General features: G+C 68.7%; 13 protein-coding genes and 1 pseudogene. 4 read left to right on the top strand and 10 right to left on the bottom strand.

What is annotated here, in order from left to right; all coding sequences use genetic code 11:
- Nucleotides 1-60: 60 nt before the first annotated feature.
- Nucleotides 61-1,260, top strand: a complete 1,200-nt coding sequence (locus AAW14_RS05550) for a M6 family metalloprotease domain-containing protein (protein WP_265560475.1) — start codon at nucleotides 61-63, stop codon at nucleotides 1,258-1,260.
- Nucleotides 1,261-1,469: 209 nt separating this feature from the next.
- On the opposite strand, the gene AAW14_RS05555 is transcribed toward AAW14_RS05550, so the two are convergent.
- The 6 genes and pseudogenes from AAW14_RS05555 to AAW14_RS05575 all read right to left on the bottom strand — a co-directional run bounded on the left by AAW14_RS05555 (nucleotide 1,470) and on the right by AAW14_RS05575 (nucleotide 11,303).
- Entirely contained in the window at nucleotides 1,470-3,317 is a 1,848-nt protein-coding gene (locus tag AAW14_RS05555) for a M1 family aminopeptidase (RefSeq protein WP_265560477.1), read from the bottom strand.
- A gap of 503 nt (nucleotides 3,318-3,820) precedes the next feature.
- Entirely contained in the window at nucleotides 3,821-4,585 is a 765-nt protein-coding gene (locus AAW14_RS05560; RefSeq protein WP_416223262.1) for a YqjF family protein, read from the bottom strand.
- A 378-nt stretch (nucleotides 4,586-4,963) separates the two neighbouring features.
- A pseudogene (locus tag AAW14_RS39435) lies at nucleotides 4,964-5,266 on the bottom strand (alpha/beta fold hydrolase); the annotation flags it as partial.
- A 1,114-nt stretch (nucleotides 5,267-6,380) separates the two neighbouring features.
- Nucleotides 6,381-6,821 (bottom strand): hypothetical protein, encoded by a 441-nt coding sequence (locus AAW14_RS05570; RefSeq protein WP_265560479.1) that lies wholly within the window; start codon nucleotides 6,819-6,821, stop codon nucleotides 6,381-6,383.
- A gap of 119 nt (nucleotides 6,822-6,940) precedes the next feature.
- On the bottom strand, nucleotides 6,941-7,456 hold the full coding sequence (locus tag AAW14_RS39705) for a DUF5958 family protein (RefSeq protein WP_416223260.1): 516 nt from the start codon (nucleotides 7,454-7,456) through the stop codon (nucleotides 6,941-6,943).
- Nucleotides 7,338-11,303 carry a polymorphic toxin-type HINT domain-containing protein gene (locus tag AAW14_RS05575; protein ID WP_265560480.1) on the bottom strand — a complete coding sequence of 1,322 codons (3,966 nt, stop codon included), beginning with the start codon at nucleotides 11,301-11,303 and terminating at the stop codon, nucleotides 7,338-7,340. The genes AAW14_RS39705 and AAW14_RS05575 overlap by 119 nt, the downstream gene beginning before the upstream one ends.
- A 406-nt stretch (nucleotides 11,304-11,709) precedes the next feature.
- Between AAW14_RS05575 and AAW14_RS05580 the strand changes: the two genes are divergently transcribed.
- From AAW14_RS05580 to AAW14_RS05590, 3 genes are all read left to right on the top strand, one after another.
- Entirely contained in the window at nucleotides 11,710-12,150 is a 441-nt protein-coding gene (locus AAW14_RS05580; protein WP_265560482.1) for a hypothetical protein, read from the top strand.
- Between the two features lie 310 nt (nucleotides 12,151-12,460).
- Entirely contained in the window at nucleotides 12,461-14,032 is a 1,572-nt protein-coding gene (locus AAW14_RS05585) for a S1 family peptidase (RefSeq protein ID WP_265560484.1), read from the top strand.
- Between the two features lie 220 nt (nucleotides 14,033-14,252).
- A complete protein-coding gene (locus tag AAW14_RS05590; RefSeq protein ID WP_265561017.1) occupies nucleotides 14,253-14,636 on the top strand; it encodes a transposase family protein in 384 nt (127 codons plus the stop codon).
- Between the two features lie 445 nt (nucleotides 14,637-15,081).
- Here the strand turns inward: AAW14_RS05590 and AAW14_RS05595 are convergent, their stop codons facing one another.
- The 4 genes from AAW14_RS05595 to AAW14_RS05610 all read right to left on the bottom strand — a co-directional run bounded on the left by AAW14_RS05595 (nucleotide 15,082) and on the right by AAW14_RS05610 (nucleotide 20,568).
- A complete protein-coding gene (locus AAW14_RS05595; RefSeq protein WP_265560486.1) occupies nucleotides 15,082-16,605 on the bottom strand; it encodes an aldehyde dehydrogenase family protein in 1,524 nt (507 codons plus the stop codon).
- Between the two features lie 216 nt (nucleotides 16,606-16,821).
- Nucleotides 16,822-18,135 (bottom strand): GAF domain-containing protein, encoded by a 1,314-nt coding sequence (locus AAW14_RS05600; protein ID WP_265560488.1) that lies wholly within the window; start codon nucleotides 18,133-18,135, stop codon nucleotides 16,822-16,824.
- Between the two features lie 121 nt (nucleotides 18,136-18,256).
- Nucleotides 18,257-18,808, bottom strand: coding sequence for an N-acetylmuramoyl-L-alanine amidase (locus AAW14_RS05605; RefSeq protein WP_265560490.1), 552 nt, complete (start codon nucleotides 18,806-18,808; stop codon nucleotides 18,257-18,259).
- A gap of 551 nt (nucleotides 18,809-19,359) precedes the next feature.
- A complete protein-coding gene (locus AAW14_RS05610) occupies nucleotides 19,360-20,568 on the bottom strand; it encodes an ROK family transcriptional regulator (RefSeq protein ID WP_265560491.1) in 1,209 nt (402 codons plus the stop codon).
- Nucleotides 20,569-20,583: the final 15 nt, after the last annotated feature.

The raw sequence follows: 20,583 nt of genomic DNA on the forward strand, positions 1-20,583 counted from the left end.
CGCACAAGGTCCTGACCGCACACAGGCGTGCTGAACGCACAGAACAGACACAGGAGAGACATGCGTACCTCGCCACTTCGTACCCGCACTCGGTCCCTCGCCGTGGCCGCCGCCCTCGCCGCCTGCCTGACCACCGCCACCACGGCGACAGCGCAGGAGCAGGAGCCCGACTCGCCGTCCACCGCGGCCGAGTGTGCGCTGCCCGGCAGAACCGGCTGGACCGACGAGGGTCACGACACCGACCGCGCCCAGTTCCAGCGCGCCACCGGTACCCACCGGGTGCTGACCCTGTTCGTGGACTTTCCGGACGCTCCGGCCACCGACTCCACCGACGCCTACGCGGCTCACCTGGCGCCCGCCGCCGACTGGATGCGCACAGCCTCCTACGGCCGTTCGCGGCTCGACATCGCAACGCCGTACCGCCAGTGGATCCGTATGCCCTCGGACTCCACGTCCTACGGCTTCGACCGGGGCATCACCTTCGAGACCCACGAGCGCTACGTGCGCGACGCGGTGGCGGCGGCCGACCCCTTCGTGGACTTCTCCCGCTACGACATGGTTTACATCGTCCCGGCCAAGGCGGCGCGCGCGATCTCCTTCTCCCCGACCTACCTCTACGATCCGGCCACCCCCGGCATCACCGCCGACGGCACACGCCTGAAGTGGGCCGTCACCTTCGGCCAGGACATGTGGCGCTGGGGGTACAAGGTCGCCGACCACGAGACCGGCCACACCTTCGGCCTGCCCGACCTGTACGCCTTCACCGGTGAGACCCATCGGTACGTGAGCGGCTGGGACCTCATGGGCAACATCGCCGGTCCCGCGCCGCAATACCTCGGCTGGCACTCCTGGAAACTCGGCTGGATCCGCGACAGCCAGGTCGCCTGCCTCCCCGCGAGCGGCACGCGGACCGTGCGACTCACACCGGTGGAGCGCCCCGGCGGCACCAAGATCGCCGTGATCCGCACCGGCGAGACGACGGCCTACGTGGCGGAGTCCCGCAGGGCCGAGCACAACGACCGCTCGGCCTGCTCCACAGGGGTACTGATCTACAAGGTCGACTCGGCGACCCAGACCGGCGACGGCCCCGTCCACGTCATCAACGCCAACCCGGACACCACGCCGCCGAGCGGCTGCGCGCCCCTGGACCTGGCCGCGTTCGCACCCGGCCAGTCCTTCACCGATCCGGCCACCGGCATCCACATCGACGTACGCAGGGGCGGTCCCTCCGGCGACACGGTGCGCATGGGCAAGCCGTAACGCCACTCTGGAGGTCGGGGCTGTCGCCGGTACCGTCGCCGGGTGCGGGTGACCCCCACCACGCCGCGGGTCTGTGACTTCCGGAAGCTGCCGGTCACAGGACAGCCGTGGGAGAGCCCGGGAGGTACCCCGCGAGCAGGGCCCTGTTGGCGCGCAGGTTCGCCGCGGGCGAGGCCGGACGGCACCGACCGCGGCGAACGGGTGCCGCGTCAGCCGTCGATGCGGTGCTGGGTCCAGAACGAGGTGAGGTCCGTGGTCGTGGCGGCCTGGGCGGCTGCCTTGAACTCGGACGTGGTCGAGACGCCGTACCAGTGCGAAGTGGCGTAGTCCTTCAGCAGTTTGGCCATGGCGGTGTCGCCGAGGAGGCGCCGCAGGTCGTGCAGGGCGCACTTGCCGTATCCGTAGACGACGGTGGAGTACCGGGACGAGTGGGCGTCCCAGTAGGCCATCGAATTGGTGATCTTCTCCGCCGTCGAGGCCCACGAGACGCTGTTCCAGCAGTTGGTGCCGGTCCTGTTCAGTGCCAGGTCGGTGGCGTAGTCGGCGAACGCCTCGTCGAGCCAGGGGCTGTTGTACTCGTCGTCGCCGACGATTCCGTACCACCACTGGTGACCGATCTCGTGGGTGAGTGCAGTGGTGCTGACGAGGTCGAGGACGAAGCCCGGGTACTCCATGCCGCCGAACCAGAAGTTGTTGTCGATCACCGCGTCCAACTCGCCGTACGGATAGGCGCCGAACCGCGATGCGTGGGCGTCGACGGCGGTCTTCGCGGTGGTGAGCATCGACTGTGCGTCGGCCGAGCCGATGCCCGAGACGGAGTAGATGTTCACCGCAGTGCCGGCGGTCGAGGTGCCGGAGATCTTGGTGAAGGGGCCGGCGGCCCAGGCGAAGTCACGGACGCGGGAGGCGGTCGCGGTCGTGACCGTGCGTCCGCTGGAGCCGGGGGTGTCGACCGAACTGCCGGTGGCCGGTACCAGCAGGGTGCTCGGGTGGTCGAGGGTCACCTTGAAGTCGGCGGCCAGCGAGTAGAACGACTCGCCGTTGTCGGTGTACGGATCCAGGTGCCAGCCGGCCGTGTCCTTGACCGCGAGGGCAGGCAGGGCGTTGCCGATGAAGCTGAAGGCCCCGTCGTATCCGAAACGGTCGGCGCCGCTGGGGACGGTGATGCCCAGATCGAAGCCGATCGTGGCGGTCTGTCCCTGTGCCAGTGGCGTCGGCAGGTCGATCCTGAGGGCCGTACAGCCGACCGACAGGGCGCCCGCGGTGCCGCCGGTGACGTTGCTGACCGTGATCGGCGTGGCGGAGCAGGTGCCGTGGTAGTTGTCCCACAGCCTCAGGTAGACCTCACCGAGCGCGGTGGAGGAGGCGTTGGTGAAAGCCGCGCTCTCGTGGCCGGTCCAGACGGTGCCGCTGGTGTTGCTGCTCAGGCTGACGGTGTACGAGGGTGCGGCCGGGGTGCGGGCGGGGTCCATCGGCGGTGTGGTGTCGCCAGAGGTGTTGAGGGCGATGTCGTCGAGGACGAAGCTCGATTGGAGGCTGGAGTCCTCGGTGCCGATGAAGGCGACGTCCACGGTCCGGCCCGCGAACGCCGCCACGTCGAACGACTTCTGCACGTAGCCGGTGTTCTTGTCGAGATTCGAGTACGTCGCCAGTGTCGTACTGCCGATCTTCGCCGTCAGCTTGTCGTACGCGGTGGACGAGGTCGTCTCGGCGGTGTCGATGTGGAGCCAGAAGGTGAGGGTCGCGCTGGCGCATCCGGACGGGATGGTGACGCTCTGCGAGAGGGTGTCTGTGTGCCTGCTGCCGACACCGTTCAGCCAGGCGAAGGTGGTTCCGCCGTGGGCTGTCTGACCGACGCGGTTGGTGATCACACCGGTCGACGACTGGCTCCAGGGCGAGATGCCGCCTTCGAAGCCGCCGTTGGCGACCACTTGGCTCGGGGTACAGACTGTTGCGGACGGCGCGGCTGCCGCCGGGGTGACGGGGAGCGAGGCGGCGGCCCATGCGGCGAGGGCGAGTGCGCTCGCGGCCAGGGTCTTGTGGGGGGTCGATCTCACACGGAACTCCTTTGCGGCGGCCGGGATTCCGGCCTGCTCGGTGGCCGCCCGGCCGACCTGGGTGCGCCGGAGGGCTGCCGCGGGTTGCGCGATCGGTGGGGTGAGTCTTCCGCTGGTCGCCCTGGGGCAGGGCGACGTCTGCCGGTAGCCTGCAGATTTGATCGGAGCATGCCAGAGCGGTGCAAAGGTGTCCATGCTCGTGAGTTCCGCTGTCCCGCCACGGATGTCGAGCTGGCGGGAGGCTCCCGCACCCCGGTGACCTCCCGCTTCCTTGCGGCGACGGCTGACGCCGATGGGTCCGGCGGCCGGAGTGCGCTCGCGTCGACCGGCCCCGGGCATCCGCAGTGGCCGACCACGGCCAGGTTGGACGGCGTCCTGCCCTGGTGCGGCTGCCCGCAGAGTGGCCGGCCGGCGACAGCAGGCCGACCCGCTTTTGGCTGTCCGACCTGCTCGAAGACACCCCGACGGCTCCTTGCCGCGATATGCGGGGGCAAGCGCGGCGGTCAGGGGGTTGGGATCCCGCCTGGACGGGCGGGCCGTCCGAAGCGCACGGGAACGCCTGGCGAGTAGAGCACGCTCGCCGGTGTCCCGCTCTGCTCGGGAAGCCCCGCGGCCGTCACCAGGTTCTCGTCACACTCGATCAGCTCGGCGCGGTGCAGTGGCCACCGTGGGTGGGTGTTCGGCAGGTACATCGACTGCCCGAAGAAACTGTTGTGCATACCCCAGCGTGCCGTCAGGAAGTGTTCGAGTGCGGTCGGTTCCTCGATCTGCTCACCTATGCCTATCGTCACCCTGCTGTGCGCGCCGCGCGGTCCGGGCCAGCGGCGGCTGCTGTGATAGCTGATGGTGTCGGCGCGGCGGCTGATGCTCATACGGGACCACAGATACGGCAGTCGGAAGACGGTCCGTGCGATCGCCACGGGGATGAGACGGGAGGCGTCGAGCGAGCGGAAGACGACACCTCGGCGCCCGAGGGAATCCACGGAGTACAGGCGGACGTTCGTCTCCGGGAAGGTGCCGAGATACGGTATGCCGGGCAGCCGGAACCAACCAACGCGATGCATGCGAAAAGCGACCAAACCGATGTAGGTGGCGCCATCGAAGGTATCGGGGACGGTACCGGCGGGCAGGAACGGCGCAACATCCGCCGGGTCGGTGGCCCAGTGGACGAAGGCCAGATCGAGCCACGACTGGGTGAGGAGGGGGCGCTGCGTCAAGTGCACCGGATCCGGGGTTACTGGCTCAGGACCGATACGCGTAGTCGACACTTCGACAGGATCGCACAGCCCCAATGTCCTGTGCTGGGGCGGTCCGTGTGCGACCTCAGGCAGGCCTGTGGCCTCGGCGTCCCCTTCGTCGCCGCCGAACCCCGTGTGCAGCACCAGGGTCGGGGCGACGATGCCGGGCAGCGCGTCCCACGCGTCGTGCCCGTCGCTCGCGACCAGGTGCCCGCGCCTGGCATGTGCCGGCATGCTCCGGTCGCCGAGCGTGTGGTACGGGCCCGGGTGCATCGCGAGCCAGGCGGGCGTGTACATCAGCTCCAGCAGAGCCTGTCGCGCCGCGACCGGATCGGGCTGGATCAGAGATCTGCGGACTTCGCCGCCGCGGTCGATGCTGTGCCGACCGCCGGCCGAGGTGCAACCGAGCACCAGGGCGCGCACCCGCCGGGAGTGGCGGACGGCCAGACACTGGGCGACGCGCCCGCCCATGGAGGTGCCGTACACGTCCGCGCGGTCCACGGCCAGTTCGTCGAGGACCGCGACCACGTCGTCGGCGAACCGCTCGGTGGAGTAGGGCGGGTGAGGCCTGTCGCTGTGCTCTGCGGAGCCGGTGTCGGTGGAGCGGTTGAGCCCTGCGCGGTGGAAGCGGCTGGAGCGGGAGTTACGGCGTGGTTCCGCTCGCGCACGGCTTTGACGACGAGTCACCCCCGTACGGCAACCGGGGCCCACAGCCGCTGCACGGCTGGCCCTGGTTGTCGCCGGCCGCAGGCGCCGCCCGCTCTATTGGGTCTCCAGTTCCCCGATCCGCGCCACCGTCGTTCCCCTCTTCGGGCATACCCACACCGCCGTGTCCCTGCGGACAGTTGCCGTCAGCGGATGCGTGTCAGGGTGGGTCGGACACTGTGGCCAGACCGCCGATGCGCCTTCGGACCATAGTGCCTCCACCGCCCAGTCCTGGACCTGATCTGCCAGGTGCGCCAGCAGCTCTGCGGCGGTGCCACCCAATGGTGAAGTCAGGCCCTGGGCTGAACGGTCCGGGGCCCAGAGCATGATCCCGTACCTGTCGTCCGTACGTATGTCCGGCTGCACCGCGCACTGTGCTCGGAGGTCCCGCAGGACGGTCTCCAGAGCATCGGCGAATTCCATGTCGTCCACTGGTGCTCCTGATCACATCGGGGAGGGCTGTCCCACAGTTTCCACTGTCCTTGAAGCTTGCGGACGATCTTTTCCGGTCGAGGAGGCTTATTCACAGGGCTTCACCAGCCCTTTTGTAGAAGGCGAGGGCGGTGACGGTTTTGGCGACGAGGGCGAAGCGGTTGAGGGGGCCGCGGTAGCGGGTGGCGAAGATCTTCCAGTCCTTCAGGTGTGCATGGCCCGTTCCACTGGCGGGTCCGCATCCTCCAGGAGCTCTTGATGAACCCGTGCGACCAGCTCATCAAGCCGATCAGTGTCCAGCCCTGTCGCAACGCTCCAGCTCAACGTCCCTGCCTCGGTGGTCCATTGATGCTCTCTCGAATGCCACGCTACCGAGCAGGGCCGCCCTCCTGATGCAGAACGCCAAGCCGAAAACTTCCGTGAAGAGGCCTCACGGAATCCAAGATTCGGCAAGCCACTTTGACGCTCGTCTCAGATATGATCGAGCGGCGCGTAAGGTCGGGGAGCCGAGCTCCAATGCCGACGAGGATACGGTCCCATGGAGCATGTCCAAGGGCGAGGTGTTGAACCGCATTGCCGAGGATATGGCCATGCGTGATGATCCGAGTGATTTCATCGAGATCTGCTGGTTCAGATCCGGCTGACCCAGCCGACCTGCGCATCTGTACCCGTGCTGGCGGGGAATTTCTCAGTTCGACAGCTCCTGGCGTGCCTCGGCGTAAGAATTTCCCGGGGCCAGCTCGGACATTTTCTCGAAGAATCGGGTGCCTGCCGTCTTGACGGCCTCCAAGAAGGCGGCGGACGAAGCGCTTGCCCTCCTGACTTCCTGGCCGATCTCTGCGGTCACCGAGACGCGCGTCCCCGCGGACTGGAAGGACAGTTTGATGGACTGGTCTGGGAAATACGTCTCCGCGTAGCCTGTCGTGCTCAGTTGCGTCACCATGTCGGCGACATAGCACCAGAGCTGGTCAACATAATCCCATTCTTCAAGGCCTATGATCGGCAGACCATCGAGGGACACCCGGACAGCGCCCTCGATGTAGTCGAGGTCGTTCGGTGGGGTGTGGCAGGCTCCCAGTGGCACGAACTCGCCGTCCGGCCCCTTCAGAAATGTCTCTACTTCGACCACGTCTTATTCTCCCGTCATCAAGGCTCGCACGGCCGCGCAGCGAAGGCCCTCACCAAGTGCGGACTTGGTGAGGGCTTCCGAACCGTCCCGGGGCCTCGTACCTCAGGCGTCGCCCGTGGCTACGACAGGTTGTGCCAGGCGTGGCTACAAGCCCCTCGACATTCCGTCTCCCTCCGTCGCGTGTCAGCCACTGCGAACGTGGACAAAAGAACGCGGAAGGCCTTCAAGTGTTCGTTTGGGGGCAGCCCTGCAATCTTTCCCATCTGTTGGAGGATCGGCTCCCGGAGAATGAGGACCGCGGGGGTCATGGTTGCCTTGACTCCCGATCTCGCGAGGCCTTCGCGTCCGTCTTCTGCAGTGACGTGTGCCTGAATCGAGTAAAGAACGATCTCACGCAGTACCGAATCCTGTTCCCCTTGCTGCAGCGATGAGAACCAGTCCACCGCCTCGTCCAGGCTGCGCGTCCCCTGAGCTACCTCGTTGATGATCCGCTCTGAGCTCCGCAATTCATTCACGCTAACTCCTGGGCTCGAACACCACGTACGGTTTGTCCCTATCCAATACTGTGTAATCCCTGCTGGGGCTGTTCGGGTTGTAGGTCTGCCAGAAGTCCCTGCCGCGCCCACTCCCTTCACCGTCCCCGGTTCCTCTCGGCAGGGAGTTCTTGATTTTGTTACGGAGTCTGGACGGTCCGGACAGGATGTAGTCCCAGTCCGAAGCGGCGTGCGCCGTTCCGCCTGCGCGACTTCCTACCACAATGATCGGCTGTCCAATCCTGTCGGCAGCGTTCTGGATACGCTGCGCATCGTTCGGACTGATACCAGCCTCTGCCGCCGTTCTGAATCCCGGCCCGCACCACCCATTCGAATTGTGCACCAGGACCGGGGTCTTCCCCGCCAGCACGTAGTACGTGTGCAGGTCGGCAACGGTGAGGTTGTACGTCCGGGCGGTCTTCTCGAACGAGCGGTTCTTTTGGACGGTGATGGTCCTGCCGTCGACCGTTCGGAGGGTTGCCCCTGTTCGGAGGTTCTGGGCTTCCACCCATCTCCCGGAGGAAGGGGACCAGAAGGGGTGCTCGTTGGTGGCGGTGAGGTGCTCGAGGCCGTAGCGAGTGTGCAGGGTCAGTTCGTCGAACCGCTTGTCATGTTCGGTGACTATGCGGTTGGTGACAGTGCGCGGCCCGGTGAGCCCGGTCAGGGGGTCGGTGGCGAGCACCGTGTCGCCTGCCTTGACGGACTCGATGTTCTTCGTCGAACGGTCCGCCATGAGTACCTTGGTGCCGGCGAGGAAGCACTTGAAGCACTTCCCTACGGCTTTTGCGGCCTTTTCGGCACGGGAGGCTTCGGCGATTTCCTCGACGCCGTCGGCGGCCTTCTTGAGCAGCTTCAGCTTGCCCCATGGGAGGACACCGGCCACGGCGAAGGTGCATTTGCCGAGGGTGGGGTTCTTGGCGCAGTCGATGAGGTCGGTGATGCCGAGGACCTCCATGCCGCCCTTGAGTAGGAGCTTGGCCAGGTCCGGGGAGGCCTGGGGCAGTTCGAGGGGCTGGCCGGCCAGCGCGCAGGGCGGGAGGCTGTCCCGGGACATGTAGGCGATGCAGTGCTTTTTGTCCTTGGCCTGCTGTTCCTTCTCGCGCTGCTGCTTGCGCTGCTCCTCGGCCTGCCTGCGGGCCGCGGCCTCTTCGGCCCGGCGCTTGGTCACCACGTCCGACCAGGCCTTGGACGCCTCCGTTTTGGCCTCCGCGGCGCTCTTGCCTGCTGCGACGGCGTCCTGCTGGGCGGCGTCGGCTGCGTCGTCGGCGTCGTGTGCCGAGTCCCGTGCGTAGGTTGCGGACCATTCTGCTTGGGCGGCGGATTCGTCGGCGTTGGTGGCGTCCTGGTCGGCTCGGTCGGCGGCGCTGCGGGCGGTCCTGGCGGAGTCGGCTGCCTGGTTGGCGCTGTCCTGCGCCTGGGTGGCGGATTTCTTCGCGTCCTCGGCGTACTTGCCTGCCTGGCGGGCGTTCCGCTCTGCGTCGGCCGCCGCCTTGTTCGCTTCGTCCTTGGCGTTCTTGGCGGTCGCCGCGGCCTTGGCGGCCAGGCAGCTGTCCTTGCGCGCGTCGGCGGCGATGCCGTCGGCCTCGTCGAGCAGCCGTTGCATCTGCGCGACGTGGGTCTGGGCGAGCTTGTCCTTGCGATCGGCCATGTACTGGCCCACCTGGAGGAACTCGTGCAGCTGGTCGGCGGGGCCGGTCAGCGCGATCTTCGCGGCTGCCTGTACCTCCGGACCGCCGTCGTTGACCAGCTTGGACGCCAGCACCCGCTCGTCCTGGTTGCGGGCCTGGTACTGGCCGCCGTTGAGGAACGCCATCATCGCCTGGGGGCTGCCGTCCGCCAGAGCGGCCTTGGAGGCGTCCTTCACGGCCGGGCCGCCGGCGTTGTCGATCTGGGAGACGAGCACCCGGTAGTCAGCCGTGGCCACCGTGTACTGGCCGGTGGTGTAGAAGTCCCGGATCTGCTGGTCGCTGCCCTTCAGCGCCTCCGTGGCGCCGCTGCGCACGCTTTCATACGGGCTGGACTCGGCGAGGTCGGTGACCTGCTGGCGGATCTCGTCCGTCTCGGCCTGCCCGGCGCCGGTGCGCAGGTAGTCCAGGACCGCGTCGTCGTCGCCGGAGAGGGCCCTGGCGGCGGCTTCCTGTCGCCAGACTCCGTACTGCTTCAGGGCCCGCAGGGCGACGGCGCGGCCCTTGGCGGCGATGGCCTTGGTGTCGGCTCCGGGCTTGTCGGCCTCGGTCGCCAGAGCGGCGGTGTCCTCTCCGATCTGCTTGTCCTCCAGCGCGACCTTTGCCAGTTGCGAGGTGAACTCGTCGGCGCCGTCCTTCTGCGACTGGGCGACCTCCATCGCCGCATTGGTCCGGGTCGCAAGGTCCTCGGCCTCGGTCTTGCGGGCGATGGTGAACACCTTGTGCGCGGTGGCAGCAGCCTTGGTCGCGGTGTCGGCCGCTTCCTTGGCCTTGGCAGCCTGCTTGGCCGCCTCGTTGGCCGCGTTCGTCGCCTTGCCCGCCTGCTTGGCGGCTTCCTCGGCCGCATCCGCGGCGTTGTCGGCGTGCGTGGCTGCCGAGTTCGCCGCGTCGCGCGCCTCGTAGGCGGCCTGGGCGGATTCGCCTGCCAAGGCCTCGGCCGCGTTCGCCGCCCGGTTCGCCTCACGGGCATGACGCCGTGTCTCGGCGGCGGCCGCCTGCGCTTCGGCGGAGTGGGCCCCGGCGGCGTCCGCGGCTTGGTTGGCCTCGTCGGCCGCGTCAGCGGCCGCGTTCGCGTCGTCGGTCGCGCTCAGCGATGCCCTGGCGGCAGCGCCCGCGGCCAGAGAGGCTCTGCCGGCCTGCTCGGCGGCCGCCGCCGAGGACTTCGCCAGGGCGCCGGCGGCACGGGCCTGCTGGGCGGAGGTCCGTGCGTCGTCGGCCTTGTTCTTGTCGGTGGCCGCATCAGCGGCGGCCTTGTAGGCGGCTCCGGCCGCATCGGCGGCAGCGGTCGCCGCCGCGGCCGTCTGCGCGGCAGCCAGCGCCGCTGTACGGGCCGAACGGTCAGCGGCGTTCGCCGCGCTGATCGCGGTCTGCGCGGCCTCGGCGGCGGCCCGTGCCGCATCTGCTGCCTGCCGCGCCTTGGACGCGGCCCGCAGCGAGTCGTTCTTCGCGGCCGCGGTCTCCTTCGCAGCTGTCTGCGCCGCGGCTTTGGCCAGCGCAGAGGCCGCGACAGCCTTGGCCGACGCCTCCTGCGCCGCCTTGGTGGCGTCGTCGGCCTGCGCGCCGGCCCGTTCGGCCTGCTCGGTCAGCTGCGCGATCGTGGCGTGTTCCTGGTCACGGTCTCGCGCAGTGAACTGTCCGACCTCCAGGAACTCGACGATGTCGTCCGGCGTCCCCTGCAGGGCGGCCTTCCCGGCCGCCTTCATCGCCGGACCACCCGAGCCGATCAGCTGGGAGACCTTGACCCGGTTGTCCGTCTCACGCGCCGTGTACTGGCCCTCCGCCAGGAACTTCGCCACATCCTCCGGCGAGCCCTGCAACGCCGTCTTGCCGGCCTGCTGCACACCCGGACCTCCGAGGTTGATGACCCTGGAGGCCTCGACGCGCTGGTCCTGCTCCAGGGGAGCCTTCCAGCCGCCGAGCAAGAACGCGGTCACTTGCTCCGGGTTCTGCGACGCAAGCGCCGTCTTCGCCGCCTCACGCACCGCCGGACCACCACTGTTGATGATCCGGCTGACGTCCACCCGGTCATCCACGGCCTGCAGCGCCGGCTTGTCGTGGATGAATGCGCGAATCTCGTCGTCACCACCGAGCAGGGCCCGCTCGGCGGCCTCTTTCACACCACTGCCACCGTCACGCCAGTACTCGACTGCCACCTCTCGGTTGAGCAGAGGGTCGGAGTCATCGGCTGTTGCGGTGGTCGGCGAGATGCCGAGGAGCCCCGCCGCCAAGGCCAGCGGCAGCAGTCCGGCGGTTGCACCGCGCAATGCGGCGCGGCTTCGTGCCCGTATGGGCTCGCCGACCCGATCGTGCGACGCCCACACGGGACGCCAACGTCTCTTCATGCGAAGTCCTTACTCATACCTGGTGAGTTCCACGGCGTCTTGACCACCGGTCGGCGGAATTGCGCGTGCGGCTCCCGAGCAACGACGGGAGCGGGCATGCGCGCGATCCAGCAGGCTGTCCGACGATCAGGCGACCCGGCCTGACATGTCGTCAACTCAGTTGAAACTCAAAGTAATTGGGGGGGTGCTTCGCAAGTACTTTACATATGCTTCACTTGTGCAGCCCCGTCGGGGTTGAGCAGGTTCGCGTCAATCGGAAGGAATCATGGCGATGTCTCGTGCCGGAAGATCCCTCGTCGTAGGAGCTGTAGCCGCTGTCGTAAGTTCCGTGGGCTTTGTCACATACGCGTCAGCCGTGGGCGCCTCGCCGGCCACGCCCGCGCCCTCCGACACCGACATGCCGTCCGCCGTTGAGACGTTCGACTATCCCGGAGCCGCGAAGATCCAGGCCGAACGCAAGATCACCCTCAAGCGCGGCGACGGCCACATCATGCTCACGGACTGCACCTCGGCCTACGACATAAAGGTCGAGTCCCGCACCGCGGGCATGTACTACTGCTTCAAGGTCAGCGGCAAGCAGGGGTACCTGACCATGGAACTGCCCGACGCATACGGCATCTGGACCCAGGACCACCCGGTCCAGGCCACACTCACCACCGACGGCAAGGAGACCGTCGTCAACGCCCCCAAGAACGACTACACGCCGGTCGGCGAGGCAGGCGACGCCAGCAAGCGGTCCGTCCTCGTCGAACTCCGCGTCACCGGCTGAACCCCCGGACGAGTCCTTGCCGCTACGGATCGGCCAGTCGCCGGTCCCGCGCGCCGCACGCCCGGCCTTCACCGGCAGCACGACAGCCTGCCTGCCCTCTCTGACCGACCACTGTCGCCACCGGCACAGCAGACGCCGAAGCCGGCTCCTCAACCGAGCCGATGCCCGTCTGGTGTGTCAGCGGCAGTAGACGGGGGCTGCTGAACGGCGCCGCAGGCGCGCCGAACCTTCTGTCGGTGCTGCCCCTCGTGAGCTGACCGCGCTCACGTGTCTTTCTTCTCACCGACCTCACATGAAACGGGGAATGTTCATGTCCGGCTTTCGTCCGCCCATTGCGCGGACCAGTGGCCTGATCACCGCTGCGACTCTGGCTGCCGCCGGTTTGTCGGCCGCGCCCGCGGCCGCCGTGTCGGGTCCGCAGGCTCCCGCCGCCACAGCGGCCGCCACCGCACGGCTCGACATCGGTGGCCAGCGGGGCTGTTCGGCCACACTGGTGGCGCCGCAGTGGCTGCTGACGGCGGCGAGCTGTTTCACCGACACCCCGGGCGCCGCCCTTGCCCCCGGCGCGCCGAAGCTGAAGACGACAGCCACCATCGGCGGCGCGGCGCAGCAGGTGGTGAACCTCGCTCCTCGCGCCGACCGGGATGTGGTGATGGCGCAGTTGGCCAAGCCCGTCGGCGGTGTCACGCCGATCCTGGTGGCGGGCGCAGCGCCCGGTGTGGGGGACGAAGTGCAGGCTGCGGGCTATGGGCGCACGAAGGACGAGTGGGTGCCCGATCAGGTGCACGCGGCCGCCTTCACCGTCCAGAACGTCGGTGCCACCACCGTGGACCTGGCGGCGAAGACTGATGGCGCCGCCGTCTGCAAGGGCGACACCGGCGGCCCCGCGCTGACCACCACCGACGGCCGCACCACGGTCGTCGGCGTCAACAGCCGCTCCTGGCAGGGCGGTTGCCTGGGCGCCGACCCGTCCGAGACCCGCACGGGGGCGGTGGCGGCCCGGGTCGATGACCTGGCGGGCTGGGTCCAGCAGGTCGCCTACAGCACGACCTTCGCGAATGCGCCGTGGAAGGACGCCGTGCAGATGACCGCCGGCTACTACACCGGCGGCTCCGCAGGCGGCAGCCGCCACATGGACCTGATCGTCCTGTGGAACGACGGTGAGGTCACCCTCTACCAGGGCGGCGACAGCAACGACGCCGCCCACCCCTTCGCCGCCGAACACCGGCTGGCCCCCCGCAAGAGCATCTGGGCCAAGGCCCTGGCGATCACGAGCATCAATGCCGGTGGCGACACGGACGGGCTGGTGGTGCGGTGGGTCGACGGGGAGATGACCCAGTACACGACCGTGGATGCCAAGGGCTTTCACGGTGAGAAGCAGCTCGCCCCTCGGCAGACTCCCGAGTGGCAGAACGACGCGCGTCTGCTGACCGGCGGCCGCTTCACTCCGGGCGGCCACCGCGACGACCTGCTGGTGGAGTGGAAGGACGGCCACGTCTCGGTCTTCAGTGACCTGGCGGCCAACGGGCTGAAGAAGCAGACCCAGATCGTCGCCAAGAACACCACCACCTGGCCCTACGCCGAGAACCTCACCACCGGGTCCCTCACCGGCAAGAGCACCGACGACCTGCTGGTGCGATGGGTCGACGGCGAGACCACGATCTACCCGGGCCTGACCGGCAAGGCCCTGCCGGGGGAGATCAAGGTCCGGCCGAGGAACTCGGAGTGGAAGGACGCCGCCGTGGTCGCCGCTGGCGCCTTCACCGCCAACACCACCACCAACGACATCCTCGTCCGCTGGAACGACGGACACGTCAGCCTGCTCACCGGCGTCGACGCCAAGGGCCTGCACGACGAAGTCCAACTCGCTCCCGCCAACTGACGTACCGGGACGCGGTTTTCACCGACACGGCTCACCAGGGGCGGCCCCACGACAAACGGTGGACCGCCCCTCGGCCGCCGCCGCGGCCTCACCGTGGCTGTCGGCGCCGCAGCGCCCGAGGAGGCCTGTTCACGGAAGTTTTCGGCTTGGCGTTCTGCATCAGGAGGGCGGCCCTGCTCGGTAGCGTGGCATTCGAGAGAGCATCAATGAACCACCGAGGCTGCAGGTCGCCGCCACCCTCGCCGGGGACCTCCTCGCGGTCTCCGCGCCCGTCCCGGGCTCCCGCCACGACATGCACGCCTGGCGCCAGTCCGACTACCCCGACGCCTTCGCACAACGGGGGGGCATGGGCGATCTGGGCTACGTCGGTTCCGGACTGCTCACACCAAGGCGCAAGCCACCCGGCCAGGAGCGATCCACCGGGGACAAGATCGCCAGCCGCTCCATCAGCACACTCCGGGCCGCGGTGGAACGGGCCATCGCACACCTGAAGGAGTGGAAGATCTTCGCCACCCGCTACCGCGGCCCCCTCAACCGCTTCGCCCTCGTCGCCAAAACCGTCACCGCCCTCGCCTTCTACAAAGGGGCTGGTGAAGCCCTGTGAATAAGCCTCCAGGCCCCCGTTTCAGCAGGCTCCTCAATCCCGGCGCCGCTGGTCTGCTGTCCGGCGATTGACGCCCAACCACACGGCCGGGGCTGCAACGCCTCCTTGCGCGTCAGCCCACATCCATGCGCGTACCGCATGAGGACCTCCTACCGCAACGATCAAGAACCGTCACCAGCCCAGGGACACGGCGAGTTCAACCTGAGTCAGTGAGGTTCTGCTCGGTCTCCAAGGATCGGGCATACGGTTCATCGAACTGGGTCACGGGCTCGGTCTCAACGCCGCGGAGGCGCTGTACAAGCCCGCTCCGGTGTCCGGCGAGCGGCGCTTCGAAACAGCTTCAGAGTTCTGGCAGTTAAAACGTAAACCGGGCCCCGCTCTGGGTGGGCCCGGCGGAAGGCGCCTGACGAGCAAAAGCCGGAGTCAGGCGCCTTTTCTCGTGCGTCTAGAAGAAACCGAGCTTCTTCGGCGAGTACGAGACGAGAAGGTTCTTCGTCTGCTGGTAGTGCTCCAGCATCATCTTGTGGGTCTCGCGGCCGATACCCGAGCCCTTGTATCCGCCGAACGCGGCGTGTGCCGGATACTGGTGGTAGCAGTTCGTCCAGACGCGGCCCGCCTGGATGGCACGACCCGCGCGGTACGCGGTGTTGACGTCCCGCGTCCAAACGCCGGCGCCGAGCCCGTAGAGCGTGTCGTTGGCGGTCTTGATGGCGTCGTCGAAGTCGTTGAACGATGTGACCGACACCACCGGGCCGAAGATCTCCTCCTGGAAGATGCGCATCCTGTTGTCGCCCTCGAAGATGGTCGGCTGGACGTAGTAGCCGCCCTTCAACTCGCCATCGTGCTCGATGCGTTCACCGCCCGTGAGGACCTTCGCGCCTTCCTGACGGCCGATGTCCAGGTACGAGAGGATCTTCTCCAGCTGGTCGTTCGACGCCTGGGCGCCGATCATGGTGTCCGTGTCCAGCGGATGCCCGGTTGTGATCCGCTCCGTGCGGGCGACGGCCGCCTCCATGAACTCGGCGTAGTGGCCCCGCTGCACCAGCGCCCGCGACGGACACGTGCACACCTCGCCCTGGTTGAGCGCGAACATCGTGAAGCCTTCCAGCGCCTTGTCGCGGAAGTCGTCGTTCGCCGACCAGACGTCGTCGAAGAAGATGTTCGGGGACTTGCCGCCGAGTTCGAGCGTCACCGGAGTGATGTTCTCGGACGCGTACTGCATGATCAGCCGGCCCGTCGTGGTCTCGCCCGTGAACGCGACCTTCGCCACGCGCGGACTGGATGCCAGGGGCTTGCCCGCCTCCACACCGAATCCGTTGACGACGTTCACCACGCCCGGCGGGAGCAGGTCGGCGACCAGGCTCAGCCAGACGTGGATGGACGCCGGCGTCTGCTCCGCGGGCTTGAGGACGACCGCGTTGCCCGCCGCGAGTGCCGGTGCCAGCTTCCAGGTGGCCATCAGAATGGGGAAGTTCCAGGGGATGATCTGGGCGACGACGCCGAGCGGCTCGTGGAAGTGATATGCCACGGTGTCGTCGTCGACCTCGCCCAGCGAACCCTCCTGCGCACGGATCGCCCCCGCGAAATAGCGGAAGTGGTCGATCGCGAGCGGGATGTCCGCGGCCAGGGTCTCCCGGATGGGCTTGCCGTTCTCCCAGCTCTCGGCCACCGCCAGCTGCTCCAGATTGGCCTCCATCCGGTCGGCGATCTTCCGGAGGATGTCGGAGCGCTCGGTCACCGAGGTACGGCCCCACGCGGGGGCGGCGGCATGCGCCGCGTCCAGCGCACGTTCCACGTCCTCCGCGGTGCCCCGCGCGATCTCCGTGAACGGCTGCCCGTTCACCGGAGTCGGGTTCTCGAAGTACTGGCCGTGCGCCGGAGGAACGTACTCGCCACCGATGAAGTGGTCGTAGCGCGCCTGGTAGGAGACGATCGCGCCCTCGTTGCCGGGCGCTGCGTAACGGGTCATGCGAGTCTGCCTCCCGGGAAAGCGCTGCCCGCCGTTGGGCAGCTCTCGGTGCGAGGCTAGGAACGGGGACGTTGCGAGTACGTTGCGTCGCGGGCCGCACCGGGCGGAACAGCCGGGGGAGGCCCGCACGGAGGCCCGCACGGAGGCCCGCACGGAAGCCCGCACGGAGGCCCGCACGGAGCGCCGCGCGAGGAAGCCGCCGTGCCGCGCCGCGTGTCAGCGAGGCGCCGGGCGTGCCCACCCCACCGGTGCCGCGAGTTCCGACTCCAACTCGTCCAGCCGCGCCTGTACGGCCGCCGTGGGCCGCACCGCCGCGAGCGCCCGCCAGATGTCGAGGTCGTCCTCGCCCCAGGGCGTGTGTGCCCAGTCGGCCAGCAGATCGGGGTCGCGGCGGGCGATGAGCGCGGTCCGCAGTCCGTCGCTGAGTCTACGGCGCAGCCGGGCCACAGTCGGTGCCTGCGACCCGGGCAGCAAGGGACCCGTGTACGCGGTGGCGGCCTCGGCGACCGACCCCGACGCCAACCGTCGCTCCACGACCGAGACATCCGACTCGACCGCAGCCGTCAGACGATAGGGGCGCGAGACCAGCAGACCCGAGCCGAGGATCCGGCGCAGCCGCGCCAGTTCGGCGCGCAGTGTCACCGGTGTCACCGACTCGTCCTCGTAGAGCGCGCACAGCAGCTCGTCCCCTGTCAGCCCTTCCGGATGTCGGGCCAGCAGCACCAGGATCTCGCTGTGCCGACGACTGAGCCTGATCTTCCGGCCATCGACGAGCAGATGCGCCTCGTCGCGGCCCAGCGCGGTCAGCTCCAGCCTGCCCGCCGCGGCCTCGGCCGGTGACAGCAGCGCCAGGTGGGACTCGGCGGCCCGAGCCACTGCCTGCACGAACCCCAGGCTGTGCGGATGCGCGAGCCTGTCCCCGCCGGTGATGTCCAGCGCGCCGAGCACCCGTCCGGTGCGCGGATCGTGCACCGGTGCCGCCGCGCACGTCCACGGCTGGACGCGACGGATGAAATGCTCGGCCGCGAACACCTGCACCGGCCGGTCCATGAGGACGGCCGTCCCCGGCGCATTCGTTCCCACCGCTGACTCCGCCCAGCTCGCGCCCGGAACGAAGTTCATCCGGTCAGCACGCCGCCGTGTCACCGGATGACCCTCGACCCACAGCAGCCTGCCCTGAGCGTCGCACACAGCCAGCAGATGTTCCCCGTCCGCTGCGAACGGCCCCATCAGCTCACGGACGAGCGGCATCACACGCGCCAGCGGATGCTCCGCGCGGTACGAGCCGAGGTCGCCGTCCGTCAGCTCCACAAGCGCTGTGCCCTCCGGCCCGACACCCGCCCGCGCGGAACGCCGCCATGAGTCGGCCACCACGGGACGCACCCGCCGCGCCACGGTGCCCACCGCCGTGAACGTCTCATGTGCGCGGCGCAGCTCACGCACCCGTTCGACGGGATCGGCCCCTGGTTCCAGGGCCACCCACGGTTCGGTCAACTCGGCCTCCCGGGGACGGCGATGCGCTGGGAACATCGTCACTCCCGGGATGGGCGCCGACAACCGTTTCGACCGTCATCGAGCTGAAGGGCGCACCGGGGAGGCGTCTGGCCCGGTCGGCTCCTCTCGCCCAACCGCTCGGGGCGGGCGCCCTCGGTCAGGCGAAGCTGACCAGCCGCATGTAGTGCGCCCAGTCCCAGTCCGGTCCCGGATCGGTGTGGTCGGTGCCCGGCACCTCGTAGTGCCCGATGATGTGTGCCCGATCCCTCGGAATGCCATATCTGGTGCAGACCGCCGCCGTGAGCTTGGCCGACTCCTCGTACAGGGCGCTTGTGAAATAACCCGGCCGATCCACCCACCCTTCGTGTTCGATGCCGATGCTGCGTGTGTTGTAGTCCCAATTGCCCGCGTGCCAGGCAATGTCGTGCTCGCGTACGCACTGCGCGATGTGCCCGTCCGCCGACCGGACGACATAGTGCGCGGACACCTTCTTCCTCGGGTTCTGGAAGATGCCCAGGGCGTTCGTGTACGTCGTCTGTGTCACATGGATGACGACGAACTCGAGCGGGTAGGTCCACGGCCGGTCGGAGGCCGTGTAGTTGGCCCGGTCCGCCGACATCCAGTCGGCGCCGGGGTGATCGACGACGCGTGGCCGGGCACCGGCCGGTGTCGAGGGGAGCAGCGCGTAGGGAACCGCCGCGAGGGCCACGCCCTTCAGTAACCGCCGCCTGCTGGTGAGGGGTCTCGTTCGCCCGGATTCGGCTTGTTCCACGGACAAGGCGTCTTACGCTCCTGATCTTCCGAGATGTGCAGGTCTTGTTCCTTCCTACTCAACGCCTCAGCGCGGCGGCCGTTTCGCGCAACCGGGCGTGGATTCCTCGGTGCGTCTCGCGCTCGGGCAGCCGCTCCCCGCCCGGTCGGGCACCAGCCGCTGCCTCGGATCGAGCCGCGACATCCAGTCTCTCCCGTCATGCGAATCCCCCGATTCGAATCGCACACAGCCACCGCCCACCCGAAGGCTGCGCCTCACGTGAATCACAGTACGGCGCTGGGAGGTTGGGCAGGATGCGCGCGGTGTCGTCGGTGGACAACGAGGAGACTGTGGATAACCCCCTCACCCGTTCGAGGAGGAATTCGAGGAGGAATCCGAGAAGCAGTGCGAGAAGCAGTCCGGGAAGCAGTCCCGGGAAGCAGTCCGAGAAGCAGTCCTAGGAGAGTGGCTCATGCGAAAGAGCCCGGCGGCGACGGAATGGCACCGCGCTATGTCCGCTCGGCGACCGCTGCCGGATCGTCCAGCACCGTACGCACCACCGAGTGCGCGGCACCGAGCAGTGGCCCTTCGGACCCCAGCCGCGAGACGGCGACGGCACAAGCCGTGCCGGCTGTCCGCCGTGCCAACTCCCGCTCCAGCGAAGGCAGGAGCCAGGGCGCGAGGGCGGCCAGCGCCCCGCCGAGCACCACAGCCTCCGGGTCGAGCAGATTGACCGCCCCAGTCAGCGCGATGCCGAGCGCGGTCCCAGCGCCCCCCAGGGCCCGGCAGACGTCCGTCTCACCCCGTGCGGCACGCTCGGCCAACTGGCCGACGGAGTCCTCGCCCGGCGTCAGACCGGCCGCTCGCAGCACCGCCTCCTCCCCGGCGTACTGCTCCAGACAGCCGCGCCCGCCGCACGCGCACCTGGGCCCTTCCGGATCTACGGGCACATGCCCCAGCTCGCCCGCGAAGCCACGCGTCCCGCGCAGCAACCGCCCATCCACGACCACCGCGCCGCCGATGCCGATCTCCGCGGAGACATGCAGGAAGTCGCGGGGAGTGTCGTCGCCGAGCCAGAGTTCCGCCAGCGAGCCGAAGTTGGCCTCGTTGTCCACGGTGAGCGGCGGTTCGCCCGGCAGGAGCGGACCCAGGTCGAGGTCGTGCCAGTCGAGGTTGGGGGCGCGGACCACGGTCCGGGCGTCGCGCGCCACCAGGCCCGGCACCGCCACCGCGAGCCCCGCCGGCCACAGCCCCTCGCGTTCCCCCTCCGCGACGACCTGCCGTATCAGGGCGGTCAGTTCGGCGAGCACCGGCTGCGGTGGACGGCCGCGGTTCGTGCCGTGCCGCACCGCCCGCGCCCGTACGACGCCGCGTAGATCGACCGAGCACACCGCCAGATGGTCTACGCCGACCTCCGCACCGATCCCGGCCGGGCCGTGGCCGCTGATGGCCAGGGCGGATCCGGGCCGCCCCACCCGGCCGGGCCGCTCCGGCCCCAGCTCCTCGAGCAGTTCCCAGCGGATCAGCTCGTCGACCAGTGTGGAGACCGCGGCCCGGGTCAGATCGATCCGGGCGGCCACCGCGGCGCGCGACAGGGGCCCTTCGGCGCTCACGGTGTGCATGACCCGCGCCAGGTTGCGGCGGCGCATGCCCTGCTGGGTGTCGGGCAGCCGACGGCCGTGGCCGGCCGGATGGGCGTCGTGCAGCGGTGGGGTCATGCCTCTCTCGGATCT

Source organism: Streptomyces hygroscopicus, from assembly GCF_026168105.1.
Classification (GTDB): Bacteria; Actinomycetota; Actinomycetes; order Streptomycetales; family Streptomycetaceae; genus Streptomyces; species Streptomyces hygroscopicus_D.

What these genes read in the sequence shown, in the direction of transcription:
- AAW14_RS05550 (WP_265560475.1), top strand. Translation starts at nt 61, where the DNA reads ATGCGTACCTCGCCACTTCGTACCCGCACTCGGTCCCTCGCCGTGGCC.
- AAW14_RS05600 (WP_265560488.1), bottom strand. Translation starts at nt 18,135, where the DNA reads ATGTTCCCAGCGCATCGCCGTCCCCGGGAGGCCGAGTTGACCGAACCG.
- AAW14_RS05610 (WP_265560491.1), bottom strand. Translation starts at nt 20,568, where the DNA reads ATGACCCCACCGCTGCACGACGCCCATCCGGCCGGCCACGGCCGTCGG.
- AAW14_RS05585 (WP_265560484.1), top strand. Translation starts at nt 12,461, where the DNA reads ATGTCCGGCTTTCGTCCGCCCATTGCGCGGACCAGTGGCCTGATCACC.
- AAW14_RS05595 (WP_265560486.1), bottom strand. Translation starts at nt 16,605, where the DNA reads ATGACCCGTTACGCAGCGCCCGGCAACGAGGGCGCGATCGTCTCCTAC.